At 67.7% G+C, this 18,084-nt stretch carries 18 protein-coding genes; 8 read left to right on the forward strand and 10 right to left on the reverse strand.

The features are described 5' to 3' along the window. Positions 1–78 precede the first annotated feature (78 nt). From N8H22_RS00780 to N8H22_RS00790, 3 genes are all read right to left on the reverse strand, one after another. Entirely contained in the window at positions 79–669 is a 591-nt protein-coding gene (locus N8H22_RS00780; RefSeq protein WP_264589314.1) for a nucleotidyltransferase family protein, read from the reverse strand. A gap of 7 nt (positions 670–676) precedes the next feature. Next, positions 677–1,651, reverse strand: a complete 975-nt coding sequence (locus N8H22_RS00785) for an XdhC family protein (RefSeq protein ID WP_264588732.1) — start codon at positions 1,649–1,651, stop codon at positions 677–679. 72 nt (positions 1,652–1,723) lie between these two features. Beyond that, a complete protein-coding gene (locus N8H22_RS00790) occupies positions 1,724–2,290 on the reverse strand; it encodes a DJ-1 family glyoxalase III (RefSeq protein ID WP_264588733.1) in 567 nt (188 codons plus the stop codon). 166 nt (positions 2,291–2,456) lie between these two features. Between N8H22_RS00790 and N8H22_RS00795 the strand changes: the two genes are divergently transcribed. From N8H22_RS00795 to N8H22_RS00805, 3 genes are all read left to right on the forward strand, one after another. After that, positions 2,457–3,752 (forward strand): NCS2 family permease, encoded by a 1,296-nt coding sequence (locus N8H22_RS00795; RefSeq protein ID WP_264588734.1) that lies wholly within the window; start codon positions 2,457–2,459, stop codon positions 3,750–3,752. A gap of 102 nt (positions 3,753–3,854) precedes the next feature. Then, a complete protein-coding gene (gene trmA / locus N8H22_RS00800) occupies positions 3,855–4,943 on the forward strand; it encodes a tRNA (uridine(54)-C5)-methyltransferase TrmA (protein WP_264588735.1) in 1,089 nt (362 codons plus the stop codon). 74 nt (positions 4,944–5,017) lie between these two features. Further along, positions 5,018–6,409 (forward strand): MBL fold metallo-hydrolase, encoded by a 1,392-nt coding sequence (locus N8H22_RS00805; RefSeq protein ID WP_264588736.1) that lies wholly within the window; start codon positions 5,018–5,020, stop codon positions 6,407–6,409. Positions 6,410–6,550: 141 nt separating this feature from the next. Here the strand turns inward: N8H22_RS00805 and N8H22_RS00810 are convergent, their stop codons facing one another. Beyond that, complete coding sequence (locus tag N8H22_RS00810; RefSeq protein WP_264588737.1) at positions 6,551–8,146, reverse strand: 2Fe-2S iron-sulfur cluster-binding protein; 1,596 nt, start codon at positions 8,144–8,146, stop codon at positions 6,551–6,553. A gap of 140 nt (positions 8,147–8,286) precedes the next feature. Between N8H22_RS00810 and N8H22_RS00815 the strand changes: the two genes are divergently transcribed. The 3 genes from N8H22_RS00815 to N8H22_RS00825 are packed head-to-tail and all read left to right on the forward strand — an operon-like array spanning position 8,287 to position 9,720. Further along, positions 8,287–8,691: a DUF1924 domain-containing protein gene (locus tag N8H22_RS00815; protein ID WP_264588738.1), complete on the forward strand. Its 405-nt coding sequence runs from the start codon at positions 8,287–8,289 to the stop codon at positions 8,689–8,691. Positions 8,692–8,701: 10 nt separating this feature from the next. Further along, positions 8,702–9,226, forward strand: a complete 525-nt coding sequence (locus N8H22_RS00820; RefSeq protein WP_264588739.1) for a diheme cytochrome c — start codon at positions 8,702–8,704, stop codon at positions 9,224–9,226. A gap of 32 nt (positions 9,227–9,258) precedes the next feature. Beyond that, positions 9,259–9,720 (forward strand): periplasmic heavy metal sensor, encoded by a 462-nt coding sequence (locus N8H22_RS00825; RefSeq protein WP_264588740.1) that lies wholly within the window; start codon positions 9,259–9,261, stop codon positions 9,718–9,720. Between the two features lie 61 nt (positions 9,721–9,781). Here N8H22_RS00825 and N8H22_RS00830 read toward each other — a convergent pair whose 3' ends face one another. The 6 genes from N8H22_RS00830 to N8H22_RS00855 all read right to left on the reverse strand — a co-directional run bounded on the left by N8H22_RS00830 (position 9,782) and on the right by N8H22_RS00855 (position 15,760). Continuing rightward, complete coding sequence (locus N8H22_RS00830) at positions 9,782–11,935, reverse strand: LTA synthase family protein (RefSeq protein WP_264588741.1); 2,154 nt, start codon at positions 11,933–11,935, stop codon at positions 9,782–9,784. Positions 11,936–11,946: 11 nt separating this feature from the next. After that, the gene (locus tag N8H22_RS00835; protein ID WP_264588742.1) at positions 11,947–12,342 is read right to left on the reverse strand and encodes a diacylglycerol kinase; all 396 of its coding nucleotides are present in this window, start codon (positions 12,340–12,342) and stop codon (positions 11,947–11,949) included. After that, positions 12,332–13,051, reverse strand: a complete 720-nt coding sequence (locus N8H22_RS00840; protein WP_264588743.1) for a lipopolysaccharide kinase InaA family protein — start codon at positions 13,049–13,051, stop codon at positions 12,332–12,334. Before N8H22_RS00840 ends, N8H22_RS00835 begins: the two co-directional genes overlap by 11 nt. Positions 13,052–13,053: 2 nt before the next feature. Then, complete coding sequence (locus tag N8H22_RS00845; protein ID WP_264588744.1) at positions 13,054–13,731, reverse strand: class I SAM-dependent methyltransferase; 678 nt, start codon at positions 13,729–13,731, stop codon at positions 13,054–13,056. A gap of 81 nt (positions 13,732–13,812) precedes the next feature. After that, positions 13,813–15,087: a HAMP domain-containing sensor histidine kinase gene (locus N8H22_RS00850; RefSeq protein ID WP_264588745.1), complete on the reverse strand. Its 1,275-nt coding sequence runs from the start codon at positions 15,085–15,087 to the stop codon at positions 13,813–13,815. Further along, complete coding sequence (locus N8H22_RS00855) at positions 15,077–15,760, reverse strand: response regulator transcription factor (protein WP_264588746.1); 684 nt, start codon at positions 15,758–15,760, stop codon at positions 15,077–15,079. The genes N8H22_RS00850 and N8H22_RS00855 overlap by 11 nt, the downstream gene beginning before the upstream one ends. A 194-nt stretch (positions 15,761–15,954) precedes the next feature. On the opposite strand from N8H22_RS00855, the gene N8H22_RS00860 reads away from it, so the two are divergent. Beyond that, positions 15,955–16,644 carry a thermostable hemolysin gene (locus N8H22_RS00860; protein ID WP_264588747.1) on the forward strand — a complete coding sequence of 230 codons (690 nt, stop codon included), beginning with the start codon at positions 15,955–15,957 and terminating at the stop codon, positions 16,642–16,644. Then, the gene (locus N8H22_RS00865) at positions 16,628–18,073 is read left to right on the forward strand and encodes an AMP-binding protein (protein ID WP_264588748.1); all 1,446 of its coding nucleotides are present in this window, start codon (positions 16,628–16,630) and stop codon (positions 18,071–18,073) included. The genes N8H22_RS00860 and N8H22_RS00865 overlap by 17 nt, the downstream gene beginning before the upstream one ends. Positions 18,074–18,084: the final 11 nt, after the last annotated feature.

Below are 18,084 nucleotides of genomic sequence, written 5' to 3' on the forward strand. Positions count from 1 at the left end.
CGCTGTCCGTGCGTCTTCGGGTACGACTGGCGCGGTGCGGAAATCGTTCAGCGCCGCCGCCGGGTGGGCGGACAGACATCAGGCCAGGCGGCGGTCGTCCGGATGGTCGATGTCCAGCAGGACGCCGGGATCATCCACCTCAAGCCGCTGCACCGCCGGTTGGGCGAACAACTGCTGCGCACCGCGATCACCGTCCAGTTGCAGCAGCGCATCTCGATAGGCGCTGCCGATGCCGCGCGGATGGCCCGCCCGACCCTGATGAACCGGAACCACCAGATTGTCGTGCTCGATGGCCGCGGCGATGGCGCGCAGGGTCGCTGGCTGCACGTAGGGCATGTCGCCCAGCGCCACCAGCCAGCCACGCGCGACCGGTGCCTGGGCGACGGCCTGGGCCAGGCTATGGCCGAGACCGCGGGTTTCGACCGCAAGCACTTCGCAGCCTTCGGCGTGCGCGGCCAGCCAGTCGCGCAGCGGGCAATTGTCGGCATTGGTCACCACCAACAGCCGCTCGGCGACACCGCGCAGGTCCGCCAGGGTGGCGGCGAGCACCGGTGGCGCGGGCGCGTCGCGCAGGCTCGATGCCAGCAGCTTGTCCGCCCCGCCAGCGGCGCGGTAGCGGCTGCCCTGCCCCGCAGCCAGGACGATGGCGCAGACACCGGCGCCAGGCACGACGCGCTCAGGCACAGCGCTGCTGCGCCGGCAGGCTCGGCGCCAGGGCGCCGTTCTTCAGCGCTACCACCTCGGCCATCAAGGACAGGGCGATTTCTGCCGGGGTGCGACTACCGATGGGCAAGCCGATGGGGCCGTACAACCGCTGCACCTGCCGCTCGCCGAGGCCCAGTGACAGCAGCCGCGCCTTGCGCTTCTCGCTGTTGACCCGCGAGCCCAGCGCGCCGACGTAGAAGGCCTCGGACTGCAGCGCAGTGAGCAGTGCCATGTCGTCCAGGCGCGGGTCGTGAGTCAGCGCGACGATGGCGGTGTGTGCATCCGGCTCGATGGCCAGCACGGCATCGTCCGGCATGCCCGGGACGAAGCGCACGGCGGCGGCATCCCAGCCGTGGGCGTAACCTTCGCGGGGGTCGCAGATCAGCACCTCGAAACCCAGCCCGTGGGCGAGTTCAGCGACATAGCGCGACAGCTGCCCGGCGCCGATCAGCAGCAGGCGCCAGGCCGGGCCGAATGGCGCGCGCAGGGTGTGGCCATCGAAGTGCAGCGAAGCGTCGCGGCCGGCGGCTTGCAGCGTTACATCGCCGCTGGCGATATCCACACAGCGCAGCAGCCGTTCATGCGCGGCGCAACGACGCAGCAATTCATTGATCCAGCCGGCATCGCGCAGCGGCTCCTGCAACAGGCGCAGGGTGCCGCCACAGGGCAGACCGAAACGCGCGGATTCCTCCCGGCTCACGCCATAGGTGATCAGCTGGCAGGCCGCTGCCGGCTCGGCGGCCATGCCCCGTGCCAGCAGATCGTCCTCGACGCAGCCACCGGATACCGAGCCCTCGACGCGACCATCGCCGCGCAACGCCAGCAGCGAGCCCACCGGGCGTGGCGCGCTGCCCCAGGTTTGCAGCACCGTGTAGAGCACCACCGCGTGACCATCACGCCACCAGTCGCGGGCACGCCGCAGCACCGCCAGATCGACGCTGTCCATCGTTCTCCTCGGACTCAGCCAACTGCCGCCGGGACTTCCGGCAATGCAAGGACTGACCGATACGAGGCGCCGTTAGTTCGTCGTGGCCGGCACCAGCATGGCGTCGGCCACTTCACGCCGCTTGCCGCGACCGGCCAGGCGTTCCACCAGAGTCAGGGCGAATTCCAGCGCGGTCGCCGGTCCCTGACTGGTGATGCAGTTGCCATCGACCACCACCGGCTGATCGAGGAAATGCGTGCCGGTGAGGTTGTCGCTCATGCCTGGATAGCAGGTGACCTGGCGGCCCTTGAGCACTCCATAGGGATGCAGAGCGACCGAGGGTGCGGCGCAGATAGCGGCAAATTCGCGCCCTGCCGCGGCCTGCTGACGCACGCGTTCGGCCAGCGGCTCCAGCTCGCCGAGGGTCTGCGCGCCGGGCATGCCGCCCGGCAGCACGATCAGATCGAAATCCTGCGCCAGCACATCGAGCAGCATGGCGTCGGCAGTGATTCGCGTGCCGCGGGCGCAGGTCAGCATGCGCCGCTCCTCGGCGCTGGCGACCACCACTTCGAACCCGGCGCGGCGCAGCACGTCGATCAGGGTCACCGTCTCCAGATCCTCGGAACCGTCGGCGACGGGTATCAGTACGCGCTTGCTCATGGGGATTCTCCTGCTCAATGGAAATTCAACCGGGCTGCCGGCCAGTGTAAGATGCGCGGCTTTTGCGGGCGGCCCGGCAATGGGCTTTGCTCTAGGGGGCGCACGCGGCCACAGACGTCGCGGCAACCGAACGCCAGGCCATCAGCGGCCGACAAGGGGATTCAACATGCTCGAAAAGCTGTTCCAACTCAAGGCGCACCACACCACCGTGCGCACCGAGATCCTCGCCGGTCTCACCACGTTCCTGACGATGGCCTACATCCTCTTCGTCAACCCGAGCATCCTCGCCGAAGCGGGTGTGGATCACGGCGCGGTGTTCGTCGCCACCTGCCTGGCCGCAGCCATCGGCTCGGCGGTGATGGGGCTGGTCGCCAACTACCCGATCGCGCTGGCGCCGGGCATGGGCCTGAACGCCTTCTTCACCTACACCGTGGTCCTGACCATGGGCTACACCTGGCAGACCGCTCTGGGTGCGGTGTTCCTCTCCGGTGCGATCTTCTTCGCGTTGTCGATCTTCAAGATCCGCGAATGGATCATCCACAGCATTCCGCTGGCCCTGCGCGCCGGCATCGCCGCAGGCATCGGCCTGTTTCTGGCGATCATCGCCCTGAAGAACGCCGGCATCGTCGTCGATAATCCAGCCACCCTGGTGGGCCTCGGCGACCTAAGCGCCGGCGGCCCGCTGCTGGCCTGCCTGGGCTTCTTCCTGATCGCGGCACTGTCCTATCGCCGGGTCACCGGCGCGGTGATGATCGGCATTCTGGCCGTTACCGGGCTGTCGATCCTGCTCGGCCTGTCCGAGCTGAACGGCGTGGTATCGATGCCACCGTCGCTGGCGCCGACCTTCATGCAGCTGGACATCATGGGCGCGCTGGACATTGGCCTGATCAGCGTGATCTTCGCCTTCCTCTTCGTCGACCTGTTCGACACCTCGGGCACCCTCATCGGCGTGGCGCAGAAGGCTGACCTGCTCGACAAGGACGGCCGCATGCCGCGCCTGGGCCGCGCGCTGCTGGCCGACAGCACCGCGACCATGGCCGGCGCCGCGCTGGGCACCTCCACCACCACCAGCTACATCGAATCGGCGGCCGGTATCAGCGCCGGTGGCCGCACCGGTCTGACCGCCTGCGTGGTCGCCCTGCTGTTCCTGCTCAGCCTGTTCTTCGCCCCGCTGGCCGGTGCCGTGCCGGCCTACGCCACCGCCCCGGCGCTGCTGTTCGTCGCCGTGCTGATGATGAGCAGCCTGGCCGGCATCGACTGGGACGACCTCACCGTCGCCGCCCCGGTAGCCATCGCCGCCCTGGCCATGCCGCTGACCTTCTCCATCGCCAACGGCATCGCCTTCGGCTTCGTCGCCTGGACCGCGATCAAGCTGCTGGCTGGTCGCTGGCGCGAGCTGAGCCCGGCGATGTGGATCCTCTCGGCGCTGTTCGTGGTCAAGCTGGGCTGGTTCGCCGGCTGACGTGCTGTAGGGTGGATGATCTTTGTTCATCCACCTTGCGCGCGGTAACGGTGGATGGATGAAACGCCATCCACCCTACGATTCATCACTGCACGAGTTTCTATGAGCCGCCCCTCCTTCGATCCCGCCCAATACGACAGCCAGCTCGCCGAGAAGACCGCGCGCCTGCGCGATCTGCTCGCGCCGTTCGATGCACCCGAGCCGGAGGTTTTCGACTCGCCGCGCGAGCACTACCGCCTGCGCGCCGAGTTCCGCCTGTGGCGCGAAGACGGTCAGCGCCACTACGCGATGTTCGAGCAGGGCGACAAGCACAAGGCGATCCTGATCGATGATTTCCCCATCGCCAGCCGCCGCATCAATGAACTGATGCCCCAGCTGAAGGCCGCCTGGCAGGCCTCCGAGGTGCTCAGCTTCAAGCTGTTCCAGGTGGAATTTCTCACCACCCTGAGCGGTGATGCGCTGATCACCCTCGCCTATCACCGCCCGCTGGACGAGGCCTGGCAGGCCGAAGCCGAGCAGCTCGCCGCAGACCTCGGCGTCAGCCTGGTCGGCCGCTCCAAGGGCAAGCGCATCGTCATCGGCCGCGATTACGTGGAAGAACAGCTGGTGGTCGCCGGCCGCAGCTTCCGCTACCGCCAGCCGGAAGGCGCCTTCACCCAGCCCAACGGCGAGGTCTGCCAGAAGATGCTGAACTGGACGTACGAGGCGCTCGGCGAACGCGATGACGACCTGCTGGAGCTGTACTGCGGCAACGGCAACTTCACCCTGCCGCTGGCGACCCGCGTGCGCCGCGTGCTGGCCACCGAGATCAGCAAGACCTCGGTCAACGCTGCGTTGGCCAACATCGAAGACAACGGCATCCACAACATCGAGCTGGTGCGCCTCTCCGCCGAAGAACTGACCCAGGCGCTCAACGAGGTGCGCCCGTTCCGCCGCTTGGCCCACATCGACCTGAAGAGCTACCAGTTCGGCAGCATCTTCGTCGACCCGCCGCGCGCCGGCATGGACCCGGACACCTGCGAGCTGGCCCGCCGCTTCGAGCGCATCCTCTACATTTCCTGCAACCCGGAAACCCTGGCGCAGAACATCGCCCAGCTGGCCGACACCCACCGCATCGAACGTTGCGCGCTGTTCGACCAGTTCCCCTACACCCACCACATGGAATCCGGGGTGCTGCTGGTCCGCAAGTGATCGGTCCGACTGAACGCCAACCGCCGGACGGCGTTCCACATCCATAACCACTGACGCGTTATGGAGGTGACAGCATGCTGGTCTTCGAGCCGATCTATACCGATGGTCTGGCGCAGATTTCCTATCTGGTGGGCGACAGCAAGGCCGCGGTCGCCGCGGTGATCGACCCGCGCCGCGACGTCGATGTCTACCTCGACCTAGCCCGCGAAAAGGGCCTGCGCATCGCCTACGCCATCGAGACCCACATCCACGCCGACTTCGTTTCCGGTGCCCAGGCGCTGGCCGAGCGCAGCGGCGCCGAGATCATCGGTGGTAGCTCCGCGGACTACGCCTTCGCGCTGCGCCAGGCCGCTGATGGCGAGGTGCTGGAGCTGGGCCAGGTCAGCCTGGAAATCATCCATTCGCCAGGCCATACCCCCGAGCACATCTCCCTGCTGCTGCGCGACAGTCAGCAGGGTGAACAACCGTTCGCGCTGTTCACCGGCGATACGCTGTTCAACCTCGACGTCGGCCGGCCAGACCTGCTCGGCGAGGACAGCACCCGGCAACTGGCCGCGCAGCTCTACAGCACGCTGTTCACCCGCTATCTGCCGCTGGGTGAACGCATCGAGATCTACCCCTGCCACGGCGCCGGGTCGGCGTGCGGCAAGTCCATCGGCGACCGCCGCCATTCCACCCTCGGCAACGAATTGCTGTTCAACCCCGCGCTCAACCAGCAGCGCAGCGAACGTGAATTCGTCGACTGGCTGTTGGCCGAGATGCCCGAGCCGCCGCGCCACTATGCGCGGCTGAAGAAGCTCAACGCGCGACCGCTCGATCTGCATGGCCCGGCGCTGCCGCCACCGCTGTCACCCGAGGAGTTCCGCCAGCGCACCGCCGACCCCAGCGCTGTGCAACTGGTGGACGTGCGCTCGATTCTGGCCTTCGGCGGCGGCCATGTACCGGGCGCGCTGAACATCGCGCTACGCAACGAGTTCGTCAGCTGGGCCGGCTGGATGCTCGACGACCGGCGACCGATCTACCTGATCGGCGAAGACAGTCACGAAATCCACCAGGCGACGCTGCAGCTGTACCGCATCGGACTCGATCAGGTGACGGGTTACCTGCGCAACGGCATGAGCGACTGGCAGAACGCAGGCCTGCCACTGGAGTGCGTCGGCGAATGGACAGTGCACGAGCTCGACCGCCGCCGCGGCGATCCGCAGATGCAGGTGCTCGACGTGCGCGCACCCGAAGAACTCGAGCAAGGGCGCGTCCCCGGTGCCAAGCACGCCTTCGTCGCTCATCTACCGCGACATCTCGAGCAGCTGGACAGGAGCAAGATCGTGGCGACGTACTGCGGCAGCGGCTATCGCGCCTCGATTGCCGCCAGCATCCTCAAGCGCCACGGCTTCAGCCGGGTGGTCAACGTGCCGGGCTCCTGGACCGCATGGCGCAAGCACGATCTGCCGGTGGCGGAGCACTAAGCCCGGTCTCACCGCAGACCGCCGGCCTTTTTCACGCATTTCAGACGCACGTCCGGTGGATAAGGCTGCGCCGTTATCCACCCTACGCCCGCCTACTCGCGCGACCCGTAGGGTGGAAAACGGCCGACGGCCTTTTCCACCTCAATACTCCACCTGCAGTTCGGCGCTGCGCGGTTCGGCCTGGCAGGCCAGCGCCCAGCCCTGGCGCACCTCGCTTTCGCTCAGCACCTGGTTGCTGCGCATGCTCACGCTGCCCTCCACCACCCGGCACTTGCAGGCGGCGCAGACACCCGAGCGGCAGGCGCTCGGTGGTTGCAGGCCGGCCTGTTCCATGGCCTCCAGCAGCACCTCGCCGCGCGGCACGTCCAGCTCGTGACGGCGACCGTCGAGCGCGACCCGCAGGCGACTGCGGCGACCGCCCGGTGCGGCCGTCGGCGCCGCGGCGGCAAAGCGTTCCAGATGGATGCGCGCCGCATCCACACCCAGCTCGCCCAGCGCGGCACCAGCGGCATCCATGAACGGTTGCGGCCCGCAGATGAAGGCGTCGGCCACCGTCCAGTCAGCGATCTTCGCGGCAATCGCCGGGCCGCTCGGCACACCCTGCTCGGCATCGAGCCAGATGCGCAGCTGCAGACGCTCGGGGTAACGCGCAGACCAATCGGCCAGCTCCTCGGCAAAGATCAGCGAGGCTGCATCGCGGCTGGCATAGAACAGGCGTACCTGCCCGCTGCCCTCGACCAACGCAGTCTGCAGGATCGCCATCAGCGGTGTGATACCGCTGCCGGCACCGAGCAGCAGCAGATCGTCATCCAGGTTGCGCGGCACGAACACGCCGGCCGGCGGCAGCGCCTCGATGCAATCGCCCGCCTGCAGGTTGTCCAGCAGCCAGTTCGACGCGCGGCCGCCGGACACCCGCTTGATAGTGATGCGCAGCGCGCCATCCGCCTGCGGCCGCTGCGACAGCGAGTAGCAGCGCAGCAGCGCCGGCTCGGCACCGGGTACCTTCAGCGTGAGGAACTGCCCCGGCTGCGCGGTAAAACGGGCGCGCTGGGCGGCCGGCACCTGTAGGGTGAACGAGCAGCTGTCGGCGGTTTCGGCCTGGCGTGAGGCGATGCGCAGGCGGGTGAATTCACCGGCGACCGGCGTCGGCGACGATGCGAGTGAGGTCGCCACCGCAGTTGCAGCCGACGCCGCCGAAGAAGCCGAAGGTGCAGTCGAAGCCGGCCCCGACTTGGCCACCCCGCGCAGCATCGGCCATACCGCCTTGCGGCGGAAGAGCAGCACATAGCCAACATGCAGGCCGATCAGCCACAGCCCCAGGTTGGCGAAGAACTCGTGCACCTCTTCGGCATCGCCCATCCAGCCGATGAAATCGATGTCGCTGGCGGCGCCGAAGACATCCGGCCCCACGCCTGGCAGGGAGGCCAGCACATCGCCGTTGTCGACCATGCCCAGGCCGACCACGCTGGCAATGGCGAAACTGCTCAGCGCGCCGACCGTCAGCCACTTGCCGACGCTCGACAGGCCGGGCTTGCTCCGCTGGCCCTTCGGCGGCAGCAGCTGCGGGAAGCCGCGCAGGCGCAGCGGCACGATCAGCAGGCGCCACACCAACAGCGCTACCAGGCCGTAGCCCAGCCAGATATGCAGCGTCTCGGCGTCGTCACCGCTGAGGTAAACGCCAAGAAAGAAGCCGGCCAGCAGCCAGTGGAACAAACGAAAGCGGTTGAAGGCAGCCACGGTGGCAATCCTCGATGAACGGAATACCTCCCTTGTATGCCCCTCAGCTGAAGCCAAGCTGAATGCCATCACCTGGCCAGATTCAGTTTGGCGTAAGGCGGCGCGCCTAGGCTGCGCTCATCCACCCCGGAGACCGCACCATGAAAGCCCACTGGATTGCCCTCGCCTGTTGCCTGAGCCTGCCGGCCCTGGCCGAAACCGAACACCCACTGCTGGCCGGCTACGCCGCCCAGGCGCGTCAGGAGAATCCGGACTTCGCCGGTTTCTCCGCCGAGCGCGGCAAGGCGCTGTACTTCGCCGAGGAGCAGCGCAACGGCAAGACCATGAGCTGCACCACCTGCCACACCGCCGACCCGCGTCAGCCCGGCAAGACGCCGGCGCACCGCAAGGTCGATCCGCTCGCGCCGGCAGCCAACCCCGAGCGCTTCACCGACCTGAAGAAGGTCGAGAAATGGTTCCGCCGCAACTGCGACGACGTCTACGCCCGTGAATGCACCGCGCAGGAAAAGGGTGACTTCATTAGCTGGATCGACAGCATCAAGTAAGGAGCCCGCCATGAAGATTGCACCCCTCGCTGCCGTCGCCGGGCTGGGCCTGACCCTGGTACTGGCCGGCCTCAGCTTCGCCGATGACGACGACCATCACGAGCGCAAGGGCTACAAGCGGCCCAAGCGCCTGGCGGTACCCAGCGACGCGCCGCTGGTGTGGAAGGAAGAATGCGCCGCCTGCCACATGCTCTATTCCCCCGGCCTGCTGCCTGCCGATGCCTGGCGCGAGCAGATGCGCACCCTGGACGATCACTACGGCAGCAATGCGTCGCTGGACCCGGTGCAGGAAAAGGAAATCCTCGACTTCCTGGTCCGCGCCTCGGCCGCCAACCACCTGCCGGTGGAGCCGTCGCCCACCGTCGGCGAGCCACCACGCATCAGCCAGACGCGCTGGTTCGAGCACAAGCACGACGAGGTCAGCGAAGCCAAGTTCGCCCGCGAGTCGGTCGGCGGCCGCTTCAACTGCGTGGCCTGCCATCGCGACGCCGAACGCGGCGACTTCGATGACGATCGCGTGAAGATCCCGCGCTGAGCGCCACTCTTTCCCCACAGAGGTAATCCGTAATGAACACTTCCACTCTGCGCGGCGCCCTGGCGCTGTCGCTGCTGGTCAACTGCGGCGTGCTGGGCACTCTCGCCTGGCAGAAACTGCAAACCGACGGGCTGCCCATGCCGTCCGGCGCACCGACCGAGCTGTCGCGCCAGCTGGAGCTTAGCGCCAACCAGTTAGGGCGCTGGCATGACGGCCAAGCGCCCTATCTGGCCCAGTTGCATGCGCTCGACAGCGAATTCGACGCCCAGCGCGGCAGGTTGTTAGAGGCGCTGCTCGGCGAGCAGGTCGATCCCGCGCAGGTCGCGCGCGAGCAGGCAAAACTCAGTGAGCTGCGCGAGGCCCGCCAGCAACTGCAGATCGATCAGCTGCTGAGCGAGCGCGAGCTGCTCGACGCCCGCCAGCGGCAGAAGCTGGTGAACTTTCTCGCCCGTCAGAACGCGTCGGCCGAACTGGCGTCGCTGCACGCTCAGTAGCCGTCATCCAGGCGAACGCCGCGAACCTCTCGGCCGCGGCGCTCGCCGATCCCATTGAATCTCAGCCTTCGCTCGCCTTGCGCGCCTGGCTCGGCGTTCTGAGCGGTTCTGTGAGTACGTCCGCACTGGCCAGCGGCACGGCCTCGCGCTCGCGATCGCCGCTGGTGTTGGCCAGCAGGCTGACGGTGGCGGTCTGCAGATAGGCGTACAGCTGGCGCAGCAGCTGCGGCTGATCCTCAGCCGCGACGATCCGCTCGCCAGCCGGTTCACGGCCCAGGCGATAGCGATACAGCCGCGCCGGCTGCTCCTTGGGCTGCACCAGCACCCGATCACCACGGATCAGCGCCACGGTCTGGTCGCTGCCCGACGGCTTGACGATGCCGAAACCCGGATCGTCCGCCGCCAGGCTGAGCAGGTCGCGGCCCCAGCATTGATGACGCACCTCGCCACCGAGGCGGCCCATGATGGTCGGCACCACGTCCACCTGCGTACCGACCACCTCGCGACGGCTGCCGAAACGCTCGGTGATGCCCGGCGCGATCAGCAGCAGCGGCACGTGAAAGCGCAGCAGGTCCATCTCGGTGACTTCCTCCGGTGCGCCGAAACCGTGATCGCCGACGACCACGAATAGCGTCTGGTCGAACCAGGGCTGGTTACGCACCTTGTCGAAGAACTGCCCCAGCGCCCAGTCCGAATAACGCATCGCCGTCAGATGCTGGTCCAGCGCGCCATGCCCCTCGACTGCAGCGACCGGCAACTGCTCGGGCAGCGCATAGGGTGTGTGGTTGGACAGCGTCTGCAGCAGCGCATAGAACGGCTTGCCGCGGTCGAGCTGGCCCAGCTCCTCGGCGGCGCGGGTGAACATGTCCTGATCGGATACGCCCCAGGTCGGATCGGCCACCACTGGATCGACGTAGTCGCCGCGGCCGATGAAGCGCGTCATGCCCTGGTTGCTGAAGAAACCGGACTGGTTGTCCCAGGCAAAGTCGCCGTTGTAGACGTAGAGGTCGTTGAACGCCCGTGCGCTAAGCAGCTGTGGCAGCCCGGAGAAGCGGTTGCCGCCTTCCGGCGTCTGCATCAGATATTCGAAACCCGGCAGATTGGGGAAGCAGGCCATGCTAGCGAACATGCCCTGGTGGGTGTGGGTGCCGTTGGCGAAGAAGCGCTCGAACAACAGCCCTTCGCCGGCCAGACGGTCGAAATTCGGCGTGATGCCATCCTGGCTGCCCAGCGCACCGACGAAGCGCCCGGCGAAGCTTTCCATCAGGATCACCACCACGTTGCGCACCGCCAGCTGCCCGTCCGCTGGCGGCTGGAAATCGCGGCGTACCGGCGCCAGCTCGGCATCCACCAGCTGATCGTTGTCGGTCAGCAGCAGTTCGCGGGTGATCGCCTGTGCCTGCTCGGCCGGCAGCGTCGCCTTCCAGCTGTTGTCGCGGTGGCTGGAGAAGCGGTTGCGGGCCGCATCGTAGAGCGACAGCGTCGCGTTCAGACCGAGGTGATTGGCAAACATCGACTCGGTGGTGAAGGCATCGCCCCAGCGCAGCGGCGGCCCCTGACGCAGCGTGCCGCGCGCGGCCACCACACTGACCACCAGCAACACGCCGAACACCGCCGTGCGGGTATACCAGGCCGGGCCGCTGCGGCGCGCGCTGGTTGAGTGAACAGCCGGTGCGCCACGCGTCAGCCGCTCCAGCCAGCCGAACAGAGCGTACATCGTCACGCTCGCCATGCCCCAAGCCGCCAGCAGCTGCAACACCGGGAAGCCATGCCAGAGCATGCTCAGCACGGTAGCCGGGTCTTCCTGCAGGTATTGGAACACCAGGCTGTTCAGGCGCTGATGAAACTCGCGATAGAAGTTCAGTTCGATCAGCCCGAGCAGGATCGTCAGGCTCGCACACACACTCAACCACAGCCGCAGCAGGCCGCGCGCCGCCATCACGCGCACGCTCAGCACGCCGAGCAGCAGCGGCAGGAGGATATACACCGTCACCCGCAGGTCGAAACGCAGGCCGTTGCCGAACGCCTCGACGAAACTGGCCGTCGGTGTGCTGCCGATCAGCTCGCGGTTGAACAGCAGCAGGCCCAGACGCAGCAGGGCGAACAGTGCCAGCAGCGCAACGGCGCTGGCGAGGATGAAGCGCAGGTGTGCGGCGAGGCCGTTGAAACCGGGCAGCGGGCGCTGTCGACCGGGACGGCGCAATGAGGAAAGCATGGGTACGTCCTTCAGGGGATCAGGATCACGCCCCAGACCAGGCCGGTCAGGCACAGCGCCAGCAGTTGCGCGGCGCTGCCCATGTCCTTGGCCCGCCCGGAGAGCGGATGCAGGTCGAGGGAGATGCGATCGACGGTGGCCTCGATGGCCGAGTTGAGCAGCTCGACGATCAGCCCGAGAAACACCACGCCGATCAGCACCGCACGCTCGACGCGGCTGACGTCGAGCAGCAGCGCCACGGGGATCAGCAGCAGGTTCAACCACACCAGCTGGCGGAACGCCGCTTCGCCGGCATAGGCGGCCTTGAGGCCGGCCAGCGAATAGCCGGCCGCATTACAGATGCGTGCCAGCCCGCCGCGGCCCTTGAGTGCCGCGGCGGCGCCCAGCGGGTTCGGCTCAGATGACATGGGCATCCGCCTCGCTGGCTGTCGTGTGCGCGGCGAGCAGCCGCAACCAGTCCTCGACAGGCATGTCCTGGCGGTGCCGATGGAGCTGGCGCAGGTCGTGGCGCGCCGCGGCGCTGCGGCGCAGGCGGCGGCGACTCTTCTCCAGATCGAGCAGAGCAACCTCGACCCAGGCCGCATCGCCCGCGCCATGCACGCGCAGGAAGATGTGCTTGGGGTAGCAGCAGCCATGCTGCCAGCGCGCCCGGTGAATACGATTCAGGGCGACGCCGACCGCCGCCAGCATGCGCTGGTGGACGAGCGTGCCGTGGCGCTCGGTGTGACCGTCGCGGTACCAGTTCTCCAGGCTGACGAAGCCGTCCAGCTCCGCGGTCACCAGCAGTGCCTGCCACTGCCCGGCCTGCTGCCGGGTCCCGCAGTAGACGAGCTCCGGCACCCGCACGCCGAGGCGGGCGAAGGCTTGCAGTGCCTGCAGCTCGCGCAACACGGTAGGCCGGCCGAACGGATGGGCGAGCGAGCGATACAGGTGGCCAATCTGACGTTTGCTGTACAGCAGCGGCTGCGAAGCGTCGCGCAGACGCACGCGCTGCACCCCGCTTTCGCCGGCGCGCCGCTGATTGGGTTCCTCGACCCATTCGCCCTGGGTATCCCACCAGCGCTGGAAGGTGCTGGTCAGGCTTTCGCGGGCTGGCAGAACGATTGGTTGATTCATGCTCACCCCCGCTTGCGCAGCACGTAGACCCGCCACATGGCGTAGCCGGGCAGGAAGTCGCAGTGCTCGAGGATGTCGAAACCGGCCTCGGCGAACTCCGCCTCAATCACCGAGCGGGCGACGACGAAGCGGTTCTGGTTGTCCTTGGCCGGCCGCCGACGCTCCAAACGCTTGCGCTTCCAGGCCTTGTAGTTGCCATCGACCCACAGCGAGACGATCAGGGTGTCGCGGGTGACGCGGTGGAACTCGCGCAGCATCGCCAGGCGGTGCGCCGGATCGGCGATGTGGTGCAGCAGGCGCATGCAGAAGATGCTGTCCACCGCGTTGTTGCCCATGTCGATGGCGAAGGCCGAGGTCTGGAAGGTTTCCACCCGCTTGACCACCTCCAGCGGCTGCGCCGCTTCGGCGATCGCCAGCATGTCGGCGGAATTGTCCGCAGCGAAGATCATCCGGCTGGGGTGCTCGGCCAGCAGCGGCCAGAAGCGCCCGGCGCCACAGGGCAGGTCGAGCACCAGGTCGGGATCGCCGGCGATCTTCAGCGCACGCCGCGCCAGTTGCTCGTCACGCCAATGCGACAGCCGTCTGGCCAGGCCAGCCTGATGCTTGTGCAGATATTCGTAGGCGTGCTCGCGGTCGTACTTGCGCGAGAACTCCAGTTCGATGGGGCTCGATCTCGTCATGGCGGGCGTTCCGGTTGGGATGGTGACGCCACACTAGCGAGGCCGGGATCAAGTCCCTGTCAAAAGAATGTGAAAAAAACGTCAAATAACGCGATCCGACAAGCGCACCCGGAAACAGCTGCCCTGCGGCTCGCGCGACGTTATACCGACGTCCCAGCCCTGGTGTGCGCAGATTCGCTTGACCAGCGACAGCCCCAGACCCAGCCCCTCGCCACGCCCCTCGGCGCCGCGCACGAACGGCTGGAACATGCGCTCCTGCTGGTCCAGCGGAATGCCCACGCCGCTGTCTTCGACCCGAAAGCCACCGTCGGCAAGCACCAGCGTCACGCTGCCGCTGTCGGTGTAGTGCAACGCGTTGCGCAGCAGGTTGGACATCACCGTACCGAGCAGCGTGCGGTTGTAGACGCCGTGGTCATCGCCCTCGATCTTCAGCGCGAAGTCCAGGCCTTTCTCCGCCAGCAGCGGCCCCCAGCGCTCGCTCTGTTCGGTGGCGACGCTGGCCAACGTCGCGTCGCCGCCGAACGAGGCTTGCTCCGGCCGCGCGCGCGCCAGCAGCAGGAAGGTTTCCACCAGTTCGTGCATTTCCTGCGCGGCACGCTGGATGCGCGCCGCCTGCTGCTGCGCCCGCGGCGGCAGCGCGGCCTGTTCGAGCAATTCGCAGGCGCCGAGCACCACCATCAGCGGCGTGCGCAGCTCATGGCTGACGTCGGCGGTGAACAGCCGCTCGCGTTCCAGGGTGCGGCGCAGCTGGCCCAGCGTGCTGTCGAACGCGGCGGCCAGGTGGCCCACCTCGTCGTCCGGATACTGCAGCGCCAGCGGCGGCGCCAGCGGATGCAGCTGGTCGCGATGGCGCACCTGATTGGCCAGCCGACTGACCGGCGCCATCACCCGGTTCGCCATCAGCCGCCCCAGCCCCCAGGCACCCAGCACGCTGAGCACGAAGCCGGCGAGCACCACGTTGAACAGCGCGTTCTCGCGTGCCTCGAACTCGTTCTGGTCCTCCATCAGCACATAACGCTCGCCCGCCAGGTCGCGGACGAACACGTAGAAGGCCTCGTCGTTGCGCACCAGTTCGGTGAACCCCGGCGCGAGCGCGGCGAGTTCTTCCGGCAGGCCGTACTGCGGCAAGCCGGAGGCGAAGAAGCGCGTGCTGGCATCCAGGCGCGGCGCCTGGCCGTGGGCCAGGTCGACGTCGAGCACGCTATCCATCTCGCGGCTCATTTCCTCGGTGACCAGCTGCGCCTCGATGAAGTACACCACCGCCACGATGCCGATGGAAAACACGCCACTGACCAGCAGCGTCATCAGCGTGAAGGCGATGACGATGCGCCGGGCGAAGGGCTGTTTAGCGAGCATCGCCGTCCTCCGCCAGCCGGAAACCGACGCCATGCACGGTGTGCAGCAGCGGCCGGTCGAAGGGTTTGTCCAGCGCCTGACGCAGCTGGTGGATGTGGCTACGCAGAGCATCGCTGTCCGGCACATGATCACCCCACAGCGCCTCTTCCAGCTGTTCGCGGCGCACCACCGCCGGGCTCTTCTGCATCAGCAGCGCCAGCAGCTTGTGGCCGATGGGGTTGAGCCGCAGCGGCTGGCCGGCACGGCTGGCCTGCAGCGTGTCGAGGTCGTAATGCAGGTCGCCGACCTGCAGCTGGCGTTTGCGCGCGCCCTGGCTGCGCCGCAGGATCGCCTCGATGCGCGCCACCAGCTCGGACAGCGCGAACGGCTTGACCAAGTAGTCGTCGGCGCCCACGCCCAGCCCTTGCAGGCGGTCGGCCAGGGCGTCACGCGCGGTAAGCATGATGATCGGCGTATCGCGTCCGGCATCCTCGCGCAGGCGCTTGCACACCTGATAGCCGTCGATGCCCGGCAGCATCACGTCCAGCACGATCAGGTCGTAGTCCTGGGTGGCGGCCAGGTGCAGGCCGCCAAGGCCGTCCTGCGCGCAGTCGACCACGTAGCCCTTGAGTTCCAGATAGTCCAGCACGTTGGCGAGAATGTCGCGATTGTCTTCGATGACCAGGATGCGCATCACACAGGTACTCGCTGAAAGATTCGGAACGGTTGCGACAGACAGTACTGCGCCTGCGCGCGCGGCGGAACATAGTCGAAACGATGTGAAAAAAACGTCGTTCTTGCGCCAGGTCATTGCAGCCGCGCCGGCTTAAGACTGCCTTAAGTTTGCCGTCCAACAATCCAGTCCAGATTCCTAACCGAGGTTCCCCGATGGAACTGCCCTGGGTTGATCACACCGATGTACTGGCACGTATCGGCCGCGAGCCGGCGCTGAGCCTGCAACTGGCGCAAGCCGATGCCGGCGAGCGGCGCGCCGCGCTGGAAAGTTTCATCCGTCAGCGTTTCGCCGAGCACTACGGCGCGCGAGTGCAGCACTTCATGCCCTGCCTGCTCGGTCTGCACAGCGAGCACGGCGAGGTGCAGGGCGCGGTCGGCCTGCGCAGCGCGCGGCGCCGGCCGCTGTTTCTCGAACGCTATCTGGACGAGCCCATTGAGCAGGCGGTGAGCCAGCGCTGCGGGCGCACGGTGCCGCGCGAGGAGATCGTCGAGGTCGGCAACCTGGCCGCCTTCGGCAATGCCTCGGCGCGCCTGCTGATCGTCGCGCTGACCGATCTCTTGGTCGCCCAGGGCTTTCGCTGGGTGGTGTTCACCGGCACGTCGGCGCTGCTCAACAGCTTTCAGCGCCTGGCGCTCGACCCGCTGCCGCTCGGCCTGGCCGATCCGGCGCGCATGGGCGAGGAGCTGGCCGACTGGGGCAGCTACTACGCCTGCCGGCCGCAGCTGATGGCCGGCGAGATCCTGCCCGGCCACCAGCGGCTGACGCAGCTGGGCATCTATGCGCGGCTCGGCTATCAACCGCTGTTCGATACCAGCGAGGTGCCGCATGCAGCCTGCAGCTGAACGCTTCTTCCGGGCGCTCGACCAGCACAGCGGCATCGCCCTCAGCGAGGGCCCGCGCCAGCTGAGCTACGCCGAACTGCGCCACGAGGTGGTCGCGCGCGCCGGCCAGCTGGAACAGCTCGGCGTGCAGCGCGTCGCCCTGGCGCTGGACAACGGGCTGGAGTGGGCGCTGTGGGACCTGGCGCTGCTGCGTGCCGGTCTGGTCTGCGTGCCGCTGCCGGGGTTCTTTTCCCCAGCGCAGCAAGAGCATGTGCTGAACCATGCTGGCATCGATTGCCTGATCGGCGCCGCCAGCCCGCTCAGCGAGCGCTGCGGCTTCCGCCCGTCCACCTCCGGGCTGCTGCAGCGCGAGCCGCAAGCGGTCACGCCGGTGCCGGTCGGTACGCTGAAGATCACTTACACCTCCGGCACCACCGGCCAGCCCAAGGGCGTCTGCCTGGATGCCCAAGCGCAGCTGGCGGTGGCCGAAAGCCTGTGGCAGGCCAGCCTGCCCTGTGAGGTGCGCCAGCACCTGTGCGTGCTGCCGCTGGCGACCCTGCTGGAAAACATCGCCGGACTCTATGCGCCGCTGCTGGCCGGTGCGCGGGTCGAGCTGCGGCCGCTGGCGGAGATCGGCTTCAGCGGCGCGGCGGGCTTCGAGCTGCCGCGCCTGCTCGCCACGCTGCAGGCCAGCCAGCCGCACAGCCTGATCCTGCTGCCGCAGCTGCTGCTGGCGCTGGTCAGCGCGGCCGAACAGGGCGTGCCGTTGCCGACTTCGCTGCGTTTCATCGCCGTCGGTGGCGGCCGCGTCGCGCCGCAACTGCTGGAACGCGCCGGGAGCCTCGGGCTGCCGGTATACGAAGGCTACGGGCTGTCCGAATGCGCCTCGGTGGTCTGCCTGAACACGCCCGAAGCGCGGCGCATCGGTACGGTCGGCCGGCCTTTGCCGCACGTCGAGCTGCGCCTGACCGACGATGGCGAGGTGCTGGTGCGCGGCCCGCACATGCTCGGCTACCTCGGCGAACCGCCGCTCACCGGCGAGTGGCTGGCCACCGGCGACCTCGGCCATTTCGAGGACGGTTTCCTGACCCTGCACGGACGCAAGAAGCACCAGTTCGTCACCGCCTACGGGCGCAACGTCAACCCGGAATGGGTGGAGGCCGAACTGGTGCAGCAGGCGCCGATCGCCCAGGCCTGGCTGCATGGCGAGGCGCTGGCGCAGAACGTCGCCGTGCTGGTGCCACGCCGCGCCGCGCTGAGCGACGCCGAGCTGCGAGCGGCAGTGGAGCAAGTCAATGCCGGCCTGCCGGATTACGCCCGCGTACACCAGTGGCTGCGTGCCGACGCGCCGTTCAGCGCCAGCAACGGCCTGGCCACCGCCAACGGCCGGCTGCGCCGCAACGCCCTCTTCGATCATTACCAATCGGCGATCAACGCCCTTCAGCCCTGACTTTCGAGGTT

Origin of the sequence: Stutzerimonas sp. S1 (assembly GCF_025966695.1) — a bacterium.
Taxonomy (GTDB): domain Bacteria; phylum Pseudomonadota; class Gammaproteobacteria; order Pseudomonadales; family Pseudomonadaceae; genus Stutzerimonas.